The organism is Pantoea sp. B65, from assembly GCF_047308185.1.
In the GTDB taxonomy this organism is placed as follows: Bacteria; Pseudomonadota; Gammaproteobacteria; order Enterobacterales; family Enterobacteriaceae; genus Erwinia.
In genome coordinates, this window is record NZ_JAHXPU010000018.1 from 35,860 (window position 1) to 56,167 (window position 20,308).

The 20,308-nt window shown below is 53.6% G+C and carries 19 protein-coding genes and 1 pseudogene; 11 read left to right on the plus strand and 9 right to left on the minus strand.

The window, feature by feature from the left end; genetic code table 11:
• Positions 1–2: 2 nt before the first annotated feature.
• The 3 genes from hemX to hemC are packed head-to-tail and all read right to left on the minus strand — an operon-like array spanning position 3 to position 2,880.
• On the minus strand, positions 3–1,178 hold the full coding sequence (gene hemX, locus JWF83_RS08570; RefSeq protein ID WP_413649791.1) for a uroporphyrinogen-III C-methyltransferase: 1,176 nt from the start codon (positions 1,176–1,178) through the stop codon (positions 3–5).
• A gap of 23 nt (positions 1,179–1,201) precedes the next feature.
• Positions 1,202–1,942 (minus strand): uroporphyrinogen-III synthase, encoded by a 741-nt coding sequence (gene hemD, locus JWF83_RS08575; protein ID WP_413649792.1) that lies wholly within the window; start codon positions 1,940–1,942, stop codon positions 1,202–1,204.
• On the minus strand, positions 1,939–2,880 hold the full coding sequence (gene hemC / locus JWF83_RS08580) for a hydroxymethylbilane synthase (RefSeq protein WP_413649793.1): 942 nt from the start codon (positions 2,878–2,880) through the stop codon (positions 1,939–1,941). The genes hemD and hemC overlap by 4 nt, the downstream gene beginning before the upstream one ends.
• Positions 2,881–3,169: 289 nt before the next feature.
• On the opposite strand from hemC, the gene JWF83_RS08585 reads away from it, so the two are divergent.
• Positions 3,170–5,722: a class I adenylate cyclase gene (locus JWF83_RS08585; RefSeq protein ID WP_413649794.1), complete on the plus strand. Its 2,553-nt coding sequence runs from the start codon at positions 3,170–3,172 to the stop codon at positions 5,720–5,722.
• A 35-nt stretch (positions 5,723–5,757) separates the two neighbouring features.
• On the opposite strand, the gene cyaY is transcribed toward JWF83_RS08585, so the two are convergent.
• Positions 5,758–6,078, minus strand: coding sequence for an iron donor protein CyaY (gene cyaY, locus JWF83_RS08590; protein WP_413649809.1), 321 nt, complete (start codon positions 6,076–6,078; stop codon positions 5,758–5,760).
• A gap of 239 nt (positions 6,079–6,317) precedes the next feature.
• On the opposite strand from cyaY, the gene lptM reads away from it, so the two are divergent.
• The 8 genes from lptM to JWF83_RS08630 all read left to right on the plus strand — a co-directional run bounded on the left by lptM (position 6,318) and on the right by JWF83_RS08630 (position 14,324).
• Entirely contained in the window at positions 6,318–6,515 is a 198-nt protein-coding gene (gene lptM / locus JWF83_RS08595; protein ID WP_413649795.1) for an LPS translocon maturation chaperone LptM, read from the plus strand.
• Between the two features lie 39 nt (positions 6,516–6,554).
• The gene (dapF, locus tag JWF83_RS08600) at positions 6,555–7,379 is read left to right on the plus strand and encodes a diaminopimelate epimerase (protein WP_413649796.1); all 825 of its coding nucleotides are present in this window, start codon (positions 6,555–6,557) and stop codon (positions 7,377–7,379) included.
• On the plus strand, positions 7,376–8,080 hold the full coding sequence (locus tag JWF83_RS08605; RefSeq protein WP_413649797.1) for a DUF484 domain-containing protein: 705 nt from the start codon (positions 7,376–7,378) through the stop codon (positions 8,078–8,080). Before dapF ends, JWF83_RS08605 begins: the two co-directional genes overlap by 4 nt.
• A complete protein-coding gene (gene xerC, locus JWF83_RS08610; protein WP_413649798.1) occupies positions 8,077–8,985 on the plus strand; it encodes a tyrosine recombinase XerC in 909 nt (302 codons plus the stop codon). Before JWF83_RS08605 ends, xerC begins: the two co-directional genes overlap by 4 nt.
• Positions 8,985–9,701, plus strand: coding sequence for a 5-amino-6-(5-phospho-D-ribitylamino)uracil phosphatase YigB (gene yigB / locus JWF83_RS08615; RefSeq protein WP_413649799.1), 717 nt, complete (start codon positions 8,985–8,987; stop codon positions 9,699–9,701). The genes xerC and yigB overlap by 1 nt, the downstream gene beginning before the upstream one ends.
• A 58-nt stretch (positions 9,702–9,759) precedes the next feature.
• Positions 9,760–11,922 carry a DNA helicase II gene (uvrD, locus tag JWF83_RS08620; protein WP_413649800.1) on the plus strand — a complete coding sequence of 721 codons (2,163 nt, stop codon included), beginning with the start codon at positions 9,760–9,762 and terminating at the stop codon, positions 11,920–11,922.
• 292 nt (positions 11,923–12,214) lie between these two features.
• Positions 12,215–13,168 (plus strand): magnesium/cobalt transporter CorA, encoded by a 954-nt coding sequence (gene corA / locus JWF83_RS08625; protein ID WP_413649801.1) that lies wholly within the window; start codon positions 12,215–12,217, stop codon positions 13,166–13,168.
• Between the two features lie 109 nt (positions 13,169–13,277).
• Positions 13,278–14,324 (plus strand): AbrB family transcriptional regulator, encoded by a 1,047-nt coding sequence (locus tag JWF83_RS08630; RefSeq protein WP_413649802.1) that lies wholly within the window; start codon positions 13,278–13,280, stop codon positions 14,322–14,324.
• A gap of 30 nt (positions 14,325–14,354) precedes the next feature.
• Here the strand turns inward: JWF83_RS08630 and JWF83_RS08635 are convergent, their stop codons facing one another.
• A complete protein-coding gene (locus JWF83_RS08635; RefSeq protein ID WP_413649803.1) occupies positions 14,355–14,825 on the minus strand; it encodes a thioesterase family protein in 471 nt (156 codons plus the stop codon).
• 180 nt (positions 14,826–15,005) lie between these two features.
• Here JWF83_RS08635 and pldA point away from each other — a divergent pair, with 180 nt between their 5' ends.
• Both pldA and recQ read left to right on the plus strand, forming a co-directional pair.
• Positions 15,006–15,884, plus strand: a complete 879-nt coding sequence (pldA, locus tag JWF83_RS08640) for a phospholipase A (RefSeq protein WP_413649804.1) — start codon at positions 15,006–15,008, stop codon at positions 15,882–15,884.
• A 73-nt stretch (positions 15,885–15,957) separates the two neighbouring features.
• On the plus strand, positions 15,958–17,793 hold the full coding sequence (gene recQ / locus JWF83_RS08645; protein ID WP_413649805.1) for an ATP-dependent DNA helicase RecQ: 1,836 nt from the start codon (positions 15,958–15,960) through the stop codon (positions 17,791–17,793).
• A gap of 566 nt (positions 17,794–18,359) precedes the next feature.
• Here the strand turns inward: recQ and JWF83_RS08650 are convergent.
• The 4 genes and pseudogenes from JWF83_RS08650 to JWF83_RS08665 all read right to left on the minus strand — a co-directional run.
• Complete coding sequence (locus tag JWF83_RS08650; RefSeq protein WP_413649806.1) at positions 18,360–18,749, minus strand: Imm50 family immunity protein; 390 nt, start codon at positions 18,747–18,749, stop codon at positions 18,360–18,362.
• Positions 18,750–18,762: 13 nt separating this feature from the next.
• Positions 18,763–19,283 (minus strand): annotated as a pseudogene (locus tag JWF83_RS08655) (HNH/endonuclease VII fold putative polymorphic toxin); the annotation flags it as partial.
• A gap of 104 nt (positions 19,284–19,387) precedes the next feature.
• On the minus strand, positions 19,388–19,657 hold the full coding sequence (locus JWF83_RS08660; protein ID WP_413649807.1) for a hypothetical protein: 270 nt from the start codon (positions 19,655–19,657) through the stop codon (positions 19,388–19,390).
• Between the two features lie 14 nt (positions 19,658–19,671).
• Positions 19,672–20,308, minus strand: a 637-nt coding sequence (locus JWF83_RS08665) for an RHS repeat-associated core domain-containing protein (RefSeq protein WP_413649808.1), incomplete at its 5' end; no start/stop codon positions are given.

Sequence of the window (20,308 nt, forward strand, 5' to 3'; positions counted from 1 at the left end):
GCTTATTCTCCCTGCTGCTGCTGCTGCTGCTGCTGCTGCTGCTGCTGCTGCTGCTGCTGCTGCTGATCGCCTGACGGCTGCGCCAGCAAATTGCGTACCCGCGTCTGCATCAGCTTATCCAGCATCGGCTGGCTCTCCAGCGTGTCCGGCACATCCATTGAGACACTCTGCTGGCTTAATTCATCCAGCTGTTCAAGGAAGGCTTTGGTGGTCGCGTCACTGGTATCAAACCAGGCACGCACCCAGGTTGAAACGGTATCAATCGACTGTTTATAGGTTTCATCCTGATGACGCGGCACCGCCTGGGCGGCGATCAGTAAGCGCGAGCGAATATTCTCACGCAGATAAACGTCCTGATTCGGCGCCAGCAGTGGCTCCGCGCTGGTGTCACGGCGGCGGACAGTAATGAAATCATCCATAAATTTATGCCAGCTCTTCACCAGATTCTGCCGCCATTCATGCAGGGATGAAGAGAGTTCGCTACTGTCTTCGTCCATCGGTGATTCATCACTGTCTTTATCGGCGATACGTAAATTATCCACGCCGTTAGCGAGCTGATTGAGTTTCAGAATAATGCCGTCGTAATCGACCTGGCTGACTGACGACAGAGTACTGATATCCTGGGTTAACGCGCGGCGCGCTTCAATCAGACTTGGATCGTTCATATCGGCCAGGCTGGCATCGGCGCTTTTCAGCAACGCGGCGGCGGTAGTGACATCCTGATCGCTCCACAGTTTACGTCCGGCCAGTTTTACCAGGTAATCCGCCTGCGCCAGCAGCCAGGTGCGTGAGTCGTTACCGGAAATAGTGGTGACCTTCTCTTTTAATTCATCGAGCTGCTGACTGGTTGCCGCCTGTTGATCGCGTGCGGTCTGCAATGCGCGGGTCTGCGCGGCGAGCTGCTCAGTCAGTTGCTGCTTGTCATTTTTCGCCTGTTGTTGCAGTTCCGTCAGCTGATCCGCTAAGGCCTGTGTCGCCTGCGTTTGCAGTTGCGCCTGGTGTTTAGCGTTAATATACAGCCCGGTGCCTAACGCCAGGGCGATCACTATGGCCAGTGCGCCCAATGCCATACCGCTATTTTTCGCCTTACGTGGCGGTTTTTGTTCCGCTGGCGCAGTGGTTGCTACCGCAGGGGGGGTATCTTCAACCATGGCGGATGAATCTTTTTGTTCCGTCATTGTGGCACATCCCATCTTTAAGTTTATTGTAACGCGCGCAACAGCGCGTCGTTATCGGCCCCATCGGCTACCGTAATGTCCTGCCAGCCAAATTCCCTGGCCAGGGTAGCCAAACGTTCACTGACGACCACCAGCCGACAGTGCAGTAACCATTCCTCACGATCGATCTCGGGGAACAGTGCATAGAGTTGTTGCAACATTTCACCACTGGTCACTACCAGGGTATTAATCGCGCGATTGCGCCAGCGGCGGCCTTCACTAAAGCCGTCGTAAAACCGGGCGCAACGCTGATAACATTCGCAAAACGTCACATGCGCACCACGTTCCGTCAGCGTTTCCGCTAACAGCTCACGACCGCCGTTACCGCGCAGAATCAGCGCGCGCTTACCCGCTACCTGCCTTAACGCCGGTAACTGAATCAGGATCTCGCTGCTTTCGCGCTGGTGCGGATATTCCACCGGGTAGCCGGTTACGGTATGCATCGCCAGCGCCGTGGTGCGACCTATAGCATAATAGTTCAGGCTGGCAGGCCATGTTAATCCGTGCTGGTGCATTAGCGGCTGAGCATAGTGAATGGCATGTTGCGAGAGAATAAACAGTAAATCGCCGCTGGTCAGGCTGGCCAGCTGCTGTGGCAGGCGATCCAGATCGCGACCGGGGGTAAATTCAATCAACGGCAGGCTCCAGGCAACCTGTCCCAGCGCGCGCAGGCGGCTAACCAGCTCTTCAGCAGCGGGTGATGGACGGGTTACCAGAATGGTCATAGCGGCGGATTTCCCTGATAAATCTCGGCTAAAATCGCGCGTGCGCCGTTATCCAGCAGCTCTTCAGCGAGAGATACACCCATTTGTTCGGCATCGGCACGCGAACCGCGCCGTTCACCACGAATTATCTGCCTGCCATCCGGCGAGCCGACCAGGCCACGCAGCCACAGAGTGTCGCCTTCCAGCATCGCATAACTGCCGATCGGCACCTGGCAACCGCCTTCAAGGCGGGTATTCATCGCCCGCTCGGCCCTGACGCGTACCGAGGTATCTTCGTGGTTCAGCGCTGATAACAGGGTAATAGTGTGATGATCGTCAAGACGACACTCAATACCTACCGCACCCTGACCGACAGCGGGCAGGGACTCTTCCGCCGGCATCGCCTGGCGGATGCGCTGTTGTAAACCGAGACGATTCAGACCGGCAACGGCAAGGATGATGGCGTCATATTCACCGGCATCCAGTTTGCCCAGCCGCGTGCCGACATTGCCGCGCAGCGAGCGGATCACCAGGTCGGGACGACGTTCACTGAGCTGGCACTGGCGACGCAGGCTTGACGTACCGACAATCGCTCCCAGCGGCAGCGCATCAACGCAGTCATAGTGATTAGAGACAAAAGCATCGAGCGGATTGTCGCGCTCGCAAATCGTCACCAGCCCCAGTCCTTCCGGGAAGGCTACCGGCACATCCTTCATCGAATGCACGGCGATATCCGCCCGCGCTTCCAGCATCGCCAGCTCAAGTTCTTTGACAAATAGCCCTTTGCCGCCAACTTTCGCTAATGGCGTGTCGAGGATCACATCACCGCGCGTGACCATTGGCACCAGTTCAACACGAAGCCCCGGATGGCAAGCCATCAGGCGTTGTTGTACATATTGTGCCTGCCATAAAGCGAGCGGGCTTTGCCTGGTGGCAATTCTTAAAATTTTGTCTAACATGCTTCTTACCGTTTTGATCGTTCATTGATTATCCTATCATTGATACGTGAATGCTGTCAGTTTCAACGGCTTTTAAACGGTACGTCAGGGATGAGAGAACCATCAGAAAGGTTGATTGATCGGAAAACGTGCTAAACTGTGCAGTAGCGCAACTTTCTTTACGGTCAATCTGCCAGGTGTTAGATTGATCACGTTTCCAGCAATTATTCGCCCGACTATTTTTAAAGCAAAGGGTGAATGTCGGAAACAGGGTTTGTTTTCAAACACTGGGACAATCAGGCGAGACGTCTTGTACCTCTACATTGAGACACTGAAACAGAGACTGGATGCCATCAATCAGCTGCGCGTCGATCGTGCACTGGCTGCCATGGGACCTGCTTTCCAGCAGGTTTATAGTCTGCTGCCAACCTTATTACATTATCATCATCCGCTGATGCCGGGTTACCTCGAAGGTAACGTTCCACATGGCATCAGCTTCTTTACGCCTGATGAAAGTCAGTTAAGCTATCTGAATGATTTAGAAGGTAAATCTGGCGTAAGTGCCGCTCAGCCGGCCCAGGGTGAACGGCCGATCACCGGTGTTTACTCGATGGGCAGCACCTCCTCGGTCGGGCAGAATTTTACTTCTGACCTTGATATCTGGGTATGTCATCAATCCTGGCTGGATAATGAAGAGCGTCTGAGTCTGCAGAAAAAATGCATCCAGCTGCAGAAGTGGTGCGCGTCGATGGGCGTGGAGGTCAGCTTCTTCCTGATTGACGAGAACCGTTTCCGCCATAATGAAAGTGGCAGCCTGGGCGGCGAAGATTGCGGTTCAACCCAGCACATCTTACTGCTTGATGAATTTTATCGTACCGCCGTGCGGCTGGCCGGTAAGCGTATTCTGTGGAATATGGTGCCGGGAGAAGAGGAAGAGCATTACGACGACTATGTGATGTCCCTCTATTCGCAGGGGGTGCTGACGCCCAATGAATGGCTGGATCTGGGCGGTTTGGGAACGCTGTCGGCGGAGGAGTACTTCGGCGCCAGCTTATGGCAGCTGTATAAAAGTATCGACTCGCCCTACAAGGCAGTGCTGAAAACCCTGCTGCTGGAAGCCTACTCCTGGGAGTACCCGGATACCAAACTGCTGGCGATGGATATTAAACAGCGCCTGCATGATGGCGAAATCGTCTCCTTTGGCCTTGATCCTTACTGCATGATGCTGGAACGCGTCACGCACTATTTGACCAGCATTGATGACCATGCGCGTCTTGACCTGGTGCGCCGCTGTTTCTATCTGAAAGTGTGCGAGAAACTGTCGGTTGATGGCAGCAAAGCGGGCTGGCGCCGCGAAATCCTCGGTCAGCTGGTGAAAGACTGGGGCTGGGATAGCGCACGTCTGGCGATCCTCGATAGTCGTTCCGACTGGAAAATCGGTCAGGTGCGGGAAGCGCATAACGAATTGCTGGATGCGATGATGCAAAGCTATCGTAACCTGATTCGTTTTGCCCGCCGCAACAACTTAAGTGTCAGCGCCAGCCCGCAGGATATCGGCGTGCTGACCCGTAAGCTGTATGCCGCTTTTGAAGCGCTGCCGGGCAAGGTCACGCTGCTTAATCCGCAAATTTCGCCGGATCTCTCCGAACCGCATCTGACCTTTATTCATGTGCCTAATGGCCGCGCTAATCGCGCCGGCTGGTATCTGTATAATCAGTCGCCGGATATGGGGTCGATTATCAGCCATCAGCCGCTGGAATATAACCGCTATCTGAATAAGCTGGTGTCGTGGGCGTGGTTCAATGGTTTGCTGACCAGTAAAACCCGTCTGCATATCAAAGGTAATGAAATTTGCGATCTGGCGCGTTTGCAAGAGCTGGTGGCCGATGTCTCCCATCATTTCCCCTTGCGCCTGCCTTCACCGACGCCAAAAGCGTTGTACAGTCCGTGCGAGATTCGCCATCTGGCGATTATCGTCAACCTTGAATATGACCCGACGGCGGCTTTCCGTAATCAGGTGGTTCATTTTGATTTCCGCAAGCTGGATGTCTTCAGCTTTGGTCAGCAGCAGCAATGTTTAGTCGGCAGTATCGATTTGCTGTACCGCAACTCATGGAATGAGGTGCGTACGCTGCACTTCAATGGTCCGCAGGCGATGATTGAAGCGCTGAAAACCATTTTAGGCAAAATGCACCAGGATGCGGCGCCACCGGATGCGGTGGAAGTGTTCTGCTACAGCCAGCATCTGCGTGGCTTAATCCGTACCCGGGTGCAGCAGCTGGTTTCGGAGTGTATCGAGTTGCGTCTTTCCAGTACGCGTCAGGAGCCGGGACGTTTTAAAGCACTGCGCGTTGCCGGGCAAACCTGGGGGCTGTTCTTCGAACGTCTCGGTGTGTCGGTGCAGAAACTGGAAAATGCGGTGGAGTTTTACGGCGCGATTTCCAACAATAAGCTGCATGGTTTATCGATCAAAGTTGAAACTGACCAGACGCGTTTACCGGGCGTGGTGAATGGCTATGCCAGTGAAGGTATTATTCAGTTCTTCTTTGAAGACACCAGTGATGATCATGGCTTCAACATCTATATTCTTGATGAAAGCAACCGTATTGAGATTTACCACCACTGTGAAGGCAGTAAAGAGGATCTGGTGCGGGATGTCAGCCGCTTCTACTCATCCTCACACGACCGTTTCACTTATGGTTCAAGCTTCGTCAATTTCAATTTGCCGCAGTTTTATCAGATTGTGCAGGTCGATGAGCGCTTCCAGGTGATTCCTTTTCGTAGCCAGACACTGACGCAGCTCTGCGCCACTGTTTCTGACAACGACAATACCGATTACCAACAGCGTATCCAGATGCATTGATCGACGCCGCCATCACCGGCGGCGTCAGAGAGCGATTAGCTAAACGACACCGCTTCTCCAGCCTGCTGACTGCAGGCTTCGGCTAATAGCTGCCAGAATTCAGCGCCACTGCGGTCGCAAATCCATTCCCCCCCTTCACGTTTAAAGTGATAACCGCCACTTTTGGTCGCCAGCCACACCTGATGTAAGGGTTCCTGACGATTGATCACAATCTTACTGCCATTCTCAAAGCTGAGGGTCATGACGCCGCCATGGGTTTCGTAATCGATATCAGCATCGCCATCATGCTGGTCGAGACGTTCTTCAATGGTCAGCATCAGGCTGTCAGCCAGTCGGTGAAATTCGCTGTCGTTCATCATTGTTTCCTTTTTCTTTTGGCTGAGTATACCCGCCATGGCGAATTATTTAGGGGTTATATCGGCAAAAAAATGCGCCATCCACCCACAGAAGGGGGATAATGTTTGCTCATCGCTACGGCAGCAAATAGCGAAAATGCGACAACGGCAGCAACATCGAATCGCCAATTCCTATTGCTTTTCAGAGTTCACCTGCGATGATAAGCAACCAGTAAGCATTAATCATGAGCCGAACGATAATGAACAAAACGATATGCCAGCTGACGATGGCGCTGGCGCTGGCGAGCCTGGTTGGCTGCGGTTTGAAAGGCCCGCTCTACTTCCCGCCGAAGGATCAGCCACAACAGCAGCCTGCGCAGCAGACGACGCAGGAACCCACCACGACCCAACAACACGCCAGCGGTCAGGATCAGACCTCTGGCCAGCCGGGTATGTAACTGACTGAGTAACCTATGGCGCATCCGGCGGAGCAGAAAATGCAGTTCTCCAAAATGCACGGCCTTGGCAACGACTTTATGGTCGTTGATGCCGTCACGCAAAATGTCTATTTTTCACCAGAACTGATTCGCCGTCTGGCCGATCGTCATCTGGGGATCGGGTTTGATCAGTTGCTGATCGTTGAACCGCCGTACGATCCCGATCTGGATTTCCATTATCGCATTTTCAACGCTGACGGCAGCGAAGTGGCACAGTGTGGCAACGGCGCCCGTTGTTTTGCCCGTTTTGTCCGCCTGAAAGGCTTAACCAATAAGAACGATATCAACGTCAGTACCCAAACCGGGCGCATGGTGTTGAGTGTCACCAGTGACGATCTGGTGCGCGTGAATATGGGTGAGCCAAACTTCGAGCCGCAGCAGGTACCGTTCCGCGCAAATAAAGCGGAAAACCTGTATCTGATGCGCGTCGCGGAACAGACGGTGATGTGTGGCGTCGTGTCGATGGGCAACCCGCACTGCGTGATCCAGGTCGAGAATGTGAAAACCGCTGCGGTCGAAACCCTTGGCCCGGTGCTGGAGAGCCATGAGCGTTTCCCGGAGCGTGTCAACGTCGGCTTTATGGAAGTGGTTAACCCCGAGCATATCCGCCTGCGCGTCTATGAACGCGGCGCCGGCGAAACGCAAGCCTGTGGCAGCGGCGCCTGTGCTGCGGTCGCCGTCGGCATCCAACAAGGTAAACTCGCGGAGAAAGTCCGCGTCGATCTACCGGGCGGCACGCTGCATATCGCCTGGAAAGGGCCAGGTCATCCCCTGTTTATGACCGGACCTGCCACCCACGTTTACGACGGATTTATTCATTTATGAAAAATGTCGGGGAACAGAGGGCCAGTGAGGTGATGCTGGACGATCAGGCGGTGAGTGACTACCTGTTGCAACATCCGGATTTCTTTATCCGCAACGCGCGCCAGACTGAGCAGATGGTGATACCTCATCCGGTGCGCGGCACGGTATCGCTGGTCGAGTGGCAGCTGGCGCGCCAGCGTAACCACATCACTCAACTGGAAGAAGAGATCACTTTGCTGATGGAGCAGGCAACCGCTAACCATCAATTGTTCGACCGTCTGCTGGCACTACAGGGTCATCTGGCGGCGGCGCCGACTCTGCATGATATGCTGAACCGTCTGCATCGCTGGGCGCGTGAGCTCGGTCTGGCCGGGGCCAATGTGCGCCTGTTCAGCGACAAGTGGCGCATTGGCGCCCCGTCGGACTTCACCCAGCTGGCGCTCTCCGCGCAGGCATTTGAAGCGGTGCGCATTCAGCGTCTGGGTAAAGAGCAACATTATCTCGGTAACCTCAACGGGCCGGAGTTACTGTTGCTGTTGCCACAGGCCAAAGCGATCGGGTCTGTCGCCATGTCGCTGATGGGCGAACGCGGCGATCTCGGCGTACTGCTCTTCAGCAGCCGTGATACACAGCATTATCAGTCCGGTATGGGGACGTTGTTACTGCAGCACCTGGCGCTGATGATGCCGGAATTGCTGTCACGCTGGATTGAACGGGCATGAGCAGCGACTCGCCTCTACAGCCAGCCGTAGAGGGCTTCCTGCGTTACCTGAAAGTGGAGCGGCAGCTGAGTCCGCTGACGCAAAAGAGTTATACCCATCAGCTTAGCGTGTTGGTGGCGCTGGCTGATGAGATGAAAATCACTGACTGGGCGAAGCTCGATGCCGCTCAGGTGCGTTCGCTGGCGTCGCGCAGCCGTCGTGCCGGACTGCAACCCGCCAGCCTGGCGTTGCGGCTCTCGGCGCTGCGCAGCTTTCTTGACTGGCTGGTCGGCCAGGGACAGCTGAAAGCGAACCCGGCGAAAGGCATTGCCACGCCGCGTGCGCCGCGCCATCTGCCGAAAAATATTGATGTCGACGAAATGAGTCAGCTGCTGGAGATCGATGTTAACGATCCGCTGGCGGTACGCGATCGGGCGATGCTGGAAATCATGTATGGCGCCGGTCTGCGTCTTTCTGAACTTGTTGGTATCGACTGCCGTCATCTTGATCTCGCCTCCGGTGAAGTGTGGGTGATGGGGAAAGGCAGTAAAGAACGCCGGCTGCCGGTGGGGTCAACCGCAGTGAAATGGGTAGAGCAGTGGATGGTACTGCGCGAACTGTTCGCTCCGGATGATGATGCGCTGTTTTTATCCAACCAGGGCAAACGTATTTCGGCGCGTAATGTGCAGAAACGTTTTGCGGAGTGGGGCGTGAAACAGGGCCTGAACAGCCATATTCATCCGCACAAGCTGCGCCACTCCTTTGCCACGCATATGCTGGAGTCAAGCGGCGACCTGCGTGCGGTGCAGGAGTTACTTGGTCACGCCAATCTGTCGACCACCCAGATCTATACTCACCTCGACTTTCAACATCTTGCATCGGTTTACGATGCGGCACATCCCCGTGCTAAACGAGGAAAATCCTGATGCACTTTTACCGCACTTTGCGCCCGGTTAAAGCGATTACCTTCGATCTTGACGACACCCTGTATGACAATCATGACGTGATCCGGCGTACACAACAGGAATCCCATGCTTTTCTGCAGGCTTACCATCCGGCGCTACGTGAGGTTAGCCACGAAGCCTATCAGGCGCTGCGCGATAAGCTGCTGCGGCAGGAGCCGGAAATCTATCACGATGTGACCGAATGGCGACGCCGTGCGGTCGCGGAGGTGATGCTGAACGTCGGTCTGCCGGCGGCGGAAGCGGAGAAAGGTTCACGCGCGGTGATGGCCAACTTTGCCCACTGGCGCAGCCAGATTGAAGTGGCGCAAGCGACCCACCAGGCGCTGGCGCTGCTGGCTCAGCGCGTCCCGCTGGTGGCGATTACCAATGGCAATGCCGAGCCGCACCTGTTCGGTCTCGACGGCTATTTCCGATGTATCCTGCGCGCCGGTCCGCACGGGCGCGCCAAACCCTTCGCGGATATGTATCAGCTGGCGGCAGAAAAGCTGGATTTACCGCTGGAGAACATTCTGCATGTGGGCGACGATCTGACCACCGACGTCGCCGGTGCGGTGCGCTGCGGGATGCAGGCCTGCTGGATTAATCTGCGTGGCGGTAACCTGATGCATATCCGCGACAGCCGTCTGTTACCGCACCTTGAAATTTCGCAGTTGGCATCGCTGACCGCGCTGGTATAATAACTGTTAATATATCCAGTAAAACGCTGGCGGCGTTTTCCCTGCCTGAATGGTGCTTATGGACGTTTCTGACCTGCTAAACAGTTTGAATGACAAACAGCGCGAAGCCGTGGCGGCGCCACGCAGCAATTTGCTGGTGCTGGCGGGTGCGGGTAGCGGCAAAACGCGCGTACTGGTACATCGTATCGCCTGGCTGCTGACGGTAGAGAACTGCTCACCGTATTCGGTGATGGCGGTAACCTTTACCAATAAAGCGGCGGCTGAGATGCGTCACCGTATCGAGCAGCTGATCGGCACCAGTCAGGGTGGCATGTGGATCGGGACTTTCCACGGCTTAGCCCACCGGCTGCTGCGCGCGCATCATCTCGATGCCGGACTGCCGCAGGATTTTCAGATCCTCGATAGCGAAGATCAGTTGCGCCTGTTGAAGCGCCTGATCAAAGCGATGAACCTTGATGACAAGCAGTGGCCGGCGCGCCAGGCGATGTGGTACATCAACGGCAAAAAAGACGAAGGTTTGCGGCCAAAGCATATTGAAAGCTATGGCAATCCGATTGAACAGACCTGGCTGCGCGTCTATCAGGCGTATCAGGAGGCCTGCGATCGTGCCGGGCTGGTGGACTTTGCCGAGCTGCTGCTGCGCGCGCATGAACTGTGGCTGAACAAACCCCATATCCTGAATCACTATCGTGAACGTTTCACCAATATCCTGGTAGATGAGTTTCAGGATACCAACAACATTCAGTACGCCTGGATCCGTATGCTGGCCGGTGATACCGGCCGGGTGATTATCGTCGGCGATGACGACCAGTCGATCTATGGCTGGCGCGGTGCGCAGGTTGAAAATATTCAGCGCTTCCTGCAAGACTTCTCCGGTGCGGAAACCATCCGTCTGGAGCAGAACTACCGTTCAACCAATAACATTCTGAAAGCGGCCAATGCCCTGATCGCCAATAATAACGGCCGTCTTGGTAAAGAGTTATGGACCGATGGCAGCGATGGCGAACCGATCTCCCTCTACTGCGCGTTTAACGAGCTGGATGAAGCGCGCTTCGTGGTCAATCGCATCAAGGTGTGGCAGGAGAACGGCGGCGCCTTAAATGACTGCGCCATTCTCTATCGCAGTAACGCCCAGTCGCGTGTGCTGGAAGAAGCATTACTGCAGACCAGCATGCCATACCGTATTTATGGCGGTATGCGCTTCTTCGAACGTCAGGAAATTAAAGATGCGCTGGCCTACCTGCGGCTGATGGCGAATCGTAATGACGATGCGGCATTTGAACGGGTGATCAATACCCCGACCCGTGGCATTGGCGACCGTACTCTGGATGTGGTGCGCCAGACCTCGCGCGAACGACAGCTGACCTTATGGCAGTCGACGCGTGTATTGCTGCAGGAGAAAGTGCTGGCCGGTCGTGCCGCTTCGGCACTGCAACGTTTTTGCGAACTGGTGGATGCGCTGGCGCAGGACACCGCGGAAATGCCGCTGCATGTACAAACCGACCGGGTGATCAAAGACTCCGGCCTGTGGATAATGTATGAGCAGGAAAAAGGCGAAAAAGGTCAGGCGCGCATCGAAAACTTAGAGGAGCTGGTCAACGCCACCCGTCAGTACAGCTATCAGGATGAAGATGAAGATCTGATGCCATTGCAGGCGTTTCTCTCCCATGCGGCGCTGGAAGCGGGTGAAGGCCAGGCAGACAAATGGCAGGATGCGGTTCAGCTGATGACCATGCATGCGGCGAAAGGGCTGGAGTTTAGCCAGGTGTTTATCGTCGGCATGGAGGAGGGGATGTTCCCCAGTCAGATGTCGCTGGATGAAGGCGGCAGGCTGGAAGAGGAGCGTCGTCTGGCTTATGTCGGCGTGACGCGCGCGATGTTGAAGTTGACGCTGACCTATGCGGAGACCCGGCGGCTTTATGGTAAGGAAGTGTATCACCGGCCATCACGCTTTATTGGCGAGCTGCCGGTGGAGTGCGTCGATGAAGTGCGCCTGCGCGCCAGCGTCAGTCGTCCGGTTAATCATCAGCGTCTGGGGACGCCGGTAACCAGCAACGACAGTGGTTTTGCACTGGGACAGCGGGTGCGCCATAGCAAGTTTGGCGAAGGCACCATTATTAATATGGAGGGTAGCGGCGAACATAGTCGGCTACAGGTCGCCTTTCAGGGACAGGGTATTAAATGGCTGGTGGCGGCATATGCCCGGCTGGAAACAGTCTGATACCGTACCGGCAGAGTGGGCCGCTTGACGCCTTTTTCGACTCAGCGTAACATGCGCCCACGATTACCCTAAGAGGACATTCGCCTTGGACACACCCAGTCGATGCTGGCTCAAAAACCTGTTTAGCAGGTGCAACGCCTAAGGCTATCCTCTTTACTGCTGGTAGCCTTTGTGGTTGTCAGCGACCTCGTATTTCCCGTCGCTTGAGTTAGCTCTGTCACTGACTGAAACGTCTTCGTTTCCCGTGTTCTGGCGCAATGTCCCATTTGTTACTGCAATTGGGAGTACAGCTATGCTGAGCGCATTTAAACTGGATCATAATCGTTTATCCCGCCTGGAACTGGATGACGCGACTGACTCTCTGACCTCTTCGGTCTGGGTTGATCTCGTTGAACCGGAAGAAGAGGAGCGTGAACGGGTCCAGTGTGAATTAGGCCAGAGCCTTGCCACCCGTCCGGAACTGGAAGATATCGAAGCTTCGGCGCGTTTCTTTGAAGATGAAGACGGTCTGCATATCCACTCCTTCTTCTTCTATGAAGATGCGGAAGATCATGCCGGTAACTCCACCGTGGCATTTACCATCCGTGAAGGACGTCTTTATACTCTGCGTGAGCGTGAATTACCGGCGTTTCGCCTCTACCGCATGCGGGCGCGCAATCAGGTACTGATCGACGGTAACGCTTTTGAACTGCTGCTGGATCTGTTTGAAACCAAAATTGAGCAGCTGGCGGATGAGATCGAAAACGTCTACAGCGATCTGGAAAAACTCAGCCGGGTAATTATGGAAGGGCAGCAGGGCGATGAGTTTGACCGCGCGCTGTCGACACTGGCGGAACTGGAAGATATCGGCTGGAAAGTGCGTCTGTGCCTGATGGATACCCAGCGTGCGCTGAACTTCCTGGTGCGCAAGGCGCGTTTACCGGCCACGCAGCTGGAGCAGGCACGGGAAATCCTGCGCGATATCGAGTCACTGTTGCCGCATAATGAATCACTGTTTCAGAAGGTCAACTTCCTGATGCAGGCGGCGATGGGCTTTATCAATATCGAGCAGAACCGCATTATTAAAATCTTCTCGGTGGTATCCGTGGTGTTCCTGCCGCCAACGCTGGTGGCTTCCAGCTACGGGATGAACTTCGAGTTTATGCCAGAGTTAAAATGGAGCTTCGGTTATCCCGGCGCCATTGCGCTGATGATCCTCGCCGGGCTGGCGCCGTACGCTTATTTTAAACGCCGGAACTGGCTGTAAGGCCGCTGAACTTCACCCAGGGATGGGTGAAGGCAGATTGCCGCTGGCAGATCGTCTGACATCCGCGTAAGTTATAAGCTGTTCTTTTACCAACACAAGTTTGCTTAATATGGAACGGCTGTCACTCAGAGTGCAATGGTTTCTCCTGCTCAGCGTCTCGCTGCTGTTGGGATGTTTGCTGCAATATTTCCATGTTCCCGCCGCGCTGTTACTGGGGCCGATGATTGTCGGCGTAGTGATGGGGCTAACCGGCGCCACCTTACGTATTGATAAACGCCTGTTTATTCTGGCGCAGGCGATACTCGGCTGCATGATTGCGCAGAGCCTGTCACCCTCGATCCTGACACCTTTGATCACCGACTGGCCGGTAGTGCTTGCCGTGCTGCTGCTGACGCTTGCCGCCAGCGGGCTATCCGGTTTTTTGCTGGTACGCTTTAGCGATCTGCCTGGCGCCACCGGTGCCTGGGGATCGTCGCCGGGCGGCGCCTCCGCGATGGTGGCGATGGCCGGCGAATATGGCGCGGATGCGCGGCTGGTCGCCTTTATGCAGTATCTGCGCGTGCTGTTTGTGGCGACGGCGGCGGCGATAGTGGCGCGTATCGGACTGGGCGACAGCGCGCAAAGCGCCACGCCGCTGCTGTGGTTTCCGCCGCTGGATCAGCGTTTTGCCGCCACTCTCGCTATTGCTCTCGGCGGCGCCTGGCTGGGGCAACGGTTCCGTATTCCTTCCGGGGCCTTACTGTTGCCGGCGCTGTTTGGCGCGACGCTGCATGCCAGCGGTACGCTCTCGCTCCAGGTGCCGGAGTGGTTGCTGGCGCTGGCTTATGCGCTGATTGGCTGGAGTGTGGGTTTGCGCTTTACCAAACCGATCTTCCGGCTGGCGTTGCGTACCCTGCCGCAAATGGTGCTGTCGATTATTGGCCTGATGCTGTTATGCGGTGCGATGGCGTGGATGCTGACGCAGCTATTGCATGTCGATCTGCTGACCGCTTATCTGGCCACCAGCCCGGGTGGACTGGATACCGTGGCGATTATCGCGGCGGGTAGCCGGGTGGATATCGCTTTTGTGATGGCGATGCAGACCCTGCGACTGTTTACCATTCTGCTTACCGGCCCGGCGCTGGCGCGTTTTATTTCACGCTATGCGCATGCTTAACGGGCCAGATAAAGGCGACCCGCAGGCAAATTAACCAATCATATAGGTTGCGGTTGCACTGGCAATATACACTCCGGCGTCGTTATGCAACTCAACACGCGCCACCGCGACTTTATTGCCGCCGCGCAGCAGGCTGCTGCTGGCGGTAAAACGCTCGCCGCGTCCCGGACGCAGGTAATCAACGCGTAGATCGATGGTGCCCATGCGTGATAAGCGCTGGCGCATCTCCTGTTCATTAATACTCTCCTGGCGCGTCAGCGTGCTGCTGACGCAGACCAGACCGGCGGCGACGTCCAGCACGGAAGCAATGACGCCGCCGTGCAGAATTTTTTGCGCCGCATTGCCGACCAGCATCTGCTGATTAACAAAGCTCAGTTCGGCGTAGTCCGGCTCAAGGCGATCGAGCTGCAGGCCGAGGGCGCGGTTGAACGGCATATCATAGACAAAAATTTCACCAATCAGCTGGCGAGCGGCATCCTGAGTTAACAAAGTACCCGACATGTTGTGACTTCCTGCAAGCAATTAGGGATAACGAAAATGTTAAGAATTTGTATATCTTATGCTTCTGCCAGGCTGCTTTCCAGTTTCAGAAATCAGCGCTAATGTTGGGCCGTTTTTCTGTGTAGAATGACGTGCTTTTTACTCATCTATCTTGCAGCGTTTGCTTTATTGGAGAACACTATGCGTATGCTTCGGGGACTGCTGGCAGCGGCCATGTTATTGCCTGCTGTGGCACTGGCGCAGGAAGCGACCATTAAAGATGTTCATGATGCACCGGCTGTGCGTGGCAGCATTATCGCCAACCTGCTGGAGAAGCATGATAATCCTTTTGTGCTTTATCCTTATGAAAACAATTATTTACTCTACACCTACACCAGCGACCTGAATAAAGAAGCGATTCAGTCTTACAACTGGTCCGATAATGCCAAGAAAGATGAAGTTAAATTTCAGCTAAGCCTGGCTTTCCCGCTGTGGCGCGGTATTCTTGGCGATAACTCCGTACTGGCCGCCGCGTATACTCAGCGTTCATGGTGGCAGCTCTCTAATCGCGCGGCCTCTTCGCCATTCCGTGAAACCAACTATGAGCCGCAGATTTTCCTCGGCTGGGCCACCGATTACAGTCTGGCGGGCTGGACGTTACGCGATGTTGAGTTCGGTCTGGATCATGAGTCGAACGGACGTTCCGATCCCACCTCTCGCAGCTGGAATCGCGTCTATTCGCGTCTGATGGCCCAGAACGGCAACTTTATGGTGGAAGTGAAACCATGGTACCGTCTGCCGGAAAATGAGAATAATGATGATAATCCGGATATCACCAAATATATGGGTTATTACCGCCTGAAGCTGGGCTATATGGTGGGCGACAGCATTTTCAGCGTGCAGAGCAACTATAACTGGAACAGCGGTTATGGCGGCGCAGAGCTGGGCTGGAGCTATCCAATCAGCGAACACGTGCGTTTCTATACCCAGTTATTTAGCGGCTACGGCGAATCGTTAATTGATTATAACCACCGCCAGACGCGTCTTGGCGTCGGCGTCACCCTGAACGACCTGTTCTGATGCTCCGGGTCAGGCTGATGCCTGGCCCGCCAGCAACGATCAATCATGTCATAACAAGATAAACGGGGAAGATGTGTCAACGGCTGCAGTAAGCAACGATCAAGATGAAGCGCTGGCGGAAAAGGTATTACAGGATACCTTCGGCTATCAGCAGTTTCGTCCGGGCCAGCAAACCATCATTCAGGCATCGCTAAACGGGCGTGATTGTCTGGTCGTGATGCCCACCGGTGGCGGTAAGTCTCTCTGCTACCAAATCCCCGCGCTGGTGCGTGAAGGGCTGACGCTGGTAGTTTCACCGTTGATCTCACTGATGAAGGACCAGGTCGATCAGTTGCTGGCCAATGGTGTGGCAGCCGCCTGTCTTAACTCGACGCAAAATCGTGAAGAGCAGCAGGAAGTGATGGCCGGATGTCGTAGCGGGCGTATTCGTCTGCTCTACATTGCGCCAGAGCGTCTGATGATGGACAACTTCCTTGATAATCTGACCCACTGGAATCCGGCGATGCTGGCGGTTGACGAGGCGCACTGTATCTCGCAGTGGGGCCACGATTTCCGTCCCGAATATGGTGCGCTCGGTCAGCTACGCCAGCGTTTCCCGACGCTGCCGGTGATGGCGCTGACCGCCACTGCTGATGAAACCACGCGTAACGATATTGCGCGCCTGCTCCAGCTTAACGATCCGCTGATTCAGATCAGCAGCTTTGATCGCCCGAATATTCGCTATACGCTGGTGGAAAAGTTTAAACCTACCGACCAGTTGATGCGCTATGTGCAGGATCAGCGTGGTAAATGCGGCATAATTTACTGCAACAGCCGGGCAAAAGTTGAAGATACCGCTGCGCGTTTGCAGAGTCGCGGCATCAGCGTCGGCGCTTATCATGCCGGTATGGATAATCTGCATCGCGCGCAGGTTCAGGAAGCTTTTCAGCGTGACGATTTGCAAATCGTGGTCGCCACCGTGGCTTTTGGCATGGGTATTAACAAGCCGAACGTGCGTTTTGTGGTGCATTTCGACATTCCGCGCAATATTGAATCCTACTATCAGGAAACCGGTCGCGCCGGGCGTGATGGCCTGCCCGCCGAAGCCCTGCTGTTTTATGATCCAGCCGATATGGCGTGGCTGCGCCGGTGTCTGGAAGAGAAAGCCCCCGGTGCGCTGAAGGATATCGAGCGGCATAAGCTGAACGCGATGGGGGCCTTTGCTGAAGCGCAAACCTGTCGTCGTCTGGTGCTGCTGAACTATTTCGGTGAAGGACGCCAGCAAGCCTGCGGCAACTGCGATATCTGTCTCGATCCGCCACGGCGCTATGATGGGTTAGTCGAGGCGCAGAAAGCGCTGTCGAGTATCTACCGTGTTGGCCAGCGTTTCGGTATGAGCTATATCGTTGAAGTGTTACGCGGGTCGAATAACCAGCGCATCCGCGAGTTTCAGCACGATAAATTACCGGTCTATGGTATTGGCCGTGAACAGACCACGGAGCATTGGGTAAGCGTACTGCGCCAGCTGATTCATCTGGGGCTGGTTACGCAAAATATCGCGATGCACTCCGCATTGCAGCTGACTGAGGCTGCGCGCCCGATTCTGCGCGGCGAAGAGCCATTGATGCTGGCAGTGCCGCGTCTGGTGACGATCAAAAGTAAAAATAGCAGCCAGAAATTCTATGGCGGCAATTATGACCGCAAGCTATTTGCCAAACTGCGCAAGTTGCGTAAAGCGATTGCCGACGAAGAGAATATTCCGCCGTATGTGGTGTTTAACGACGCCACGCTGATTGAAATGGCCGAACAGATGCCGCTTACCGCTGCCGAAATGCTGAGCGTCAACGGTGTCGGCCAGCGCAAGCTGGAGAGATTTGGTAAGCCGTTTATGGTGATGATCAGAGAGCATGTGGACGGGGACGACGAATAAGCTACCTTACTTGCGATTTTACATCCGGGCAGTGCTCTCGCACTGTTCACGTACTTAGACGTTAATGATGGTAAACCTTTGATTGGCTTCCCTGCTTGCCCTATTTTTGTTTCAGGTCCACCACCTTTGACATGTAGATGTGCCGGGCCGTGATCCCCACTTCTGGTGTAGTGGACAATTTTAATATCTCCCTGCTCGGCTACTACTTTGGAAGGTAAATCAGGTTCGGTATATTTGCCATTTCTTTTGCTAGTGCCGTATTCCCTGGATAACCCCAGCGGATCGATCCAGCTCAGCGGATTTGGGGCGTAAGCGTATGTGTTTAACCCATCTTCCAGCCCTATCAGATCATGCTGGGTAAACCGCCCGGTTACCGAGTCGTACTATCAGTTTTGGTTATAATTCACCCTCATTTTTGCATCGTAGTGCATATCACTTGGTTCCTATGCAAGAGGTAGACATTGGTGACTGTTAATTAAACTGGCTCCTTTCCCAGGCATTAGGCAGAAAAAGGTAAAGAGCAAGAGGATTTTTTAGACCATTTTTTGAAAATTTTATTGTTAAAATTAATCCCACCGTTCATCAATATAAGGTGTTATTCCTTCAATCGTTAAAAATTTAGCCTCACAATTAATAATTAAATCATCACTGAAAATACTTATTGAGGATTTATCTTTGTGTGTTACTACATCAGGCGTGCAAATAAAACCCACTTTATTTCCTTTAGATTCAAAAGATAAAACCTCACCTAAATTAAAAACTAGACTAAGTGAATTAAATTTTTCCTTATCCCATTTTTCAGGATAGCTACTTGGGATTTTCTTGCAAATGAAATGAAAACGTAAAGTTGAATAAGAATGAAAGTAAAAGCTTTCCAGCCCAACGTCCATCAATGATAACTCATTATTAAACAAGAAGTTAATTTTTTCCTTCCCTATTGCATGTTCAAACCACATACATCCTCTCTTCTTAAAAATTATAATGACCATGAGTACCTAAGATACTACCTGTATTTAATACTTCCCCGGTAATTTTGTCCGATGGCCTTACGTTGAAATGCGGCTCTGCACCATGCCCAGGTATAGCTTTAACATGCCCTAAGCTGTGCTCTTGTAGGAAAACAGATTCTCTTTTACTGTTGATATATTCATATTGCCTTATTGTTATTGCCTTGTCGTTATTGGCTTGCCATTATTATATGAAATTATTTTGCCATTACCATCAAGTAAATCAGGTCGCGTTATTGATTGCGGATGCTGGTTCATTGGTATTCCAGCATCACGTTTAGCCTGTCTGAACGCATCCCTCCGACTGACGCCTTCATAGGTCGTTTTCTTGTTTGGTGAACATTTTGTTAGTCCAGGCGGATCAATCCAGCTCAGCGCATTCGGCGCATACTGGCAAAGGTTAATTCCACCCGCCAGCCCGATCGGATCCGGCTGGGTAAATCTCCCCACCACCGGATCATAATGCCTGAACAGATTATAGTGAAATCGATCTTTTCGTCTGCATCCAGCTATCGCCTCAAAGCGCTGAAAACCGTCGCTCTGGCTCCGCCACGAACTGGCTTAACCGTTTCACTTTATAAGTAGTTTTAGTCTTCTTCACCATTTTCAAAGTGAAGATGCTCCATTGATGCACATGTGAAGCCACCTATAAATGATGGTGATTTATGCTTGTCCTCCTTTGGACAAAAAAGGTCATTTTCAATTGCCCAATCATAAACTCCTTTATCAACAGGATATTTTGTCAATGCTCCTGATAATCGATTTTTTTTTATCCAATCTTTAGCATTTTCCAAAGAAAGGAATATTCCCGAAGGGAAACGAGCCATTGCACCATTAAATACCCATACTTCTTTCATATGTAATTAACCATTCACTCTAAATTTTGGTATCTAAACCATCGTTGTATTTTATCGACAGTTTTACGAATTACGGATCGATTGACATCAACTACAACTTGTTGCTTAGACGTTAATGATGGTGAACCTTTGATTGGCTTCCCTGCTTGCCCTATTTTTGTTTCAGGTCCACCACCTTTGACATGTAGATGTGCCGGGCCATGATCCCCACTTCTGGTGTAGTGGACAATTTTAATATCTCCCTGCTCGGCTACTACTTTGGAAGGTAAATCAGGTTCGGTATATTTGCCATTTCTTTTGGTAGTGCCGTATTCCCTGGGTAACTCAAGTGGATCGATCCAGCTCAGCGCATTCGGCGCATAAGCATACAGATTCAGCCCACCTGCCAGCCCGATCGGATCCGGCTGGGTAAACCCTGCACAATCCGGGTCAAAATATCTGAACAGATTATAATGAAGCCCGGTTTCCCTGTCGAGGTACTGCCCCTGCATCCTCAGATTCTGCGCATACCCCGTGCCGCGCAGGGACGAGGTTTCACGCAGCAGTTTGCCCCAGGCGCTGTTGTGTCCTTCCCAGCGCAGCCCGCCTTCCGCATCGGTCAGCCGCTCCGGCATGCCGTTCACCTGGTTGTGAAACCAGTAAATCTCCGGG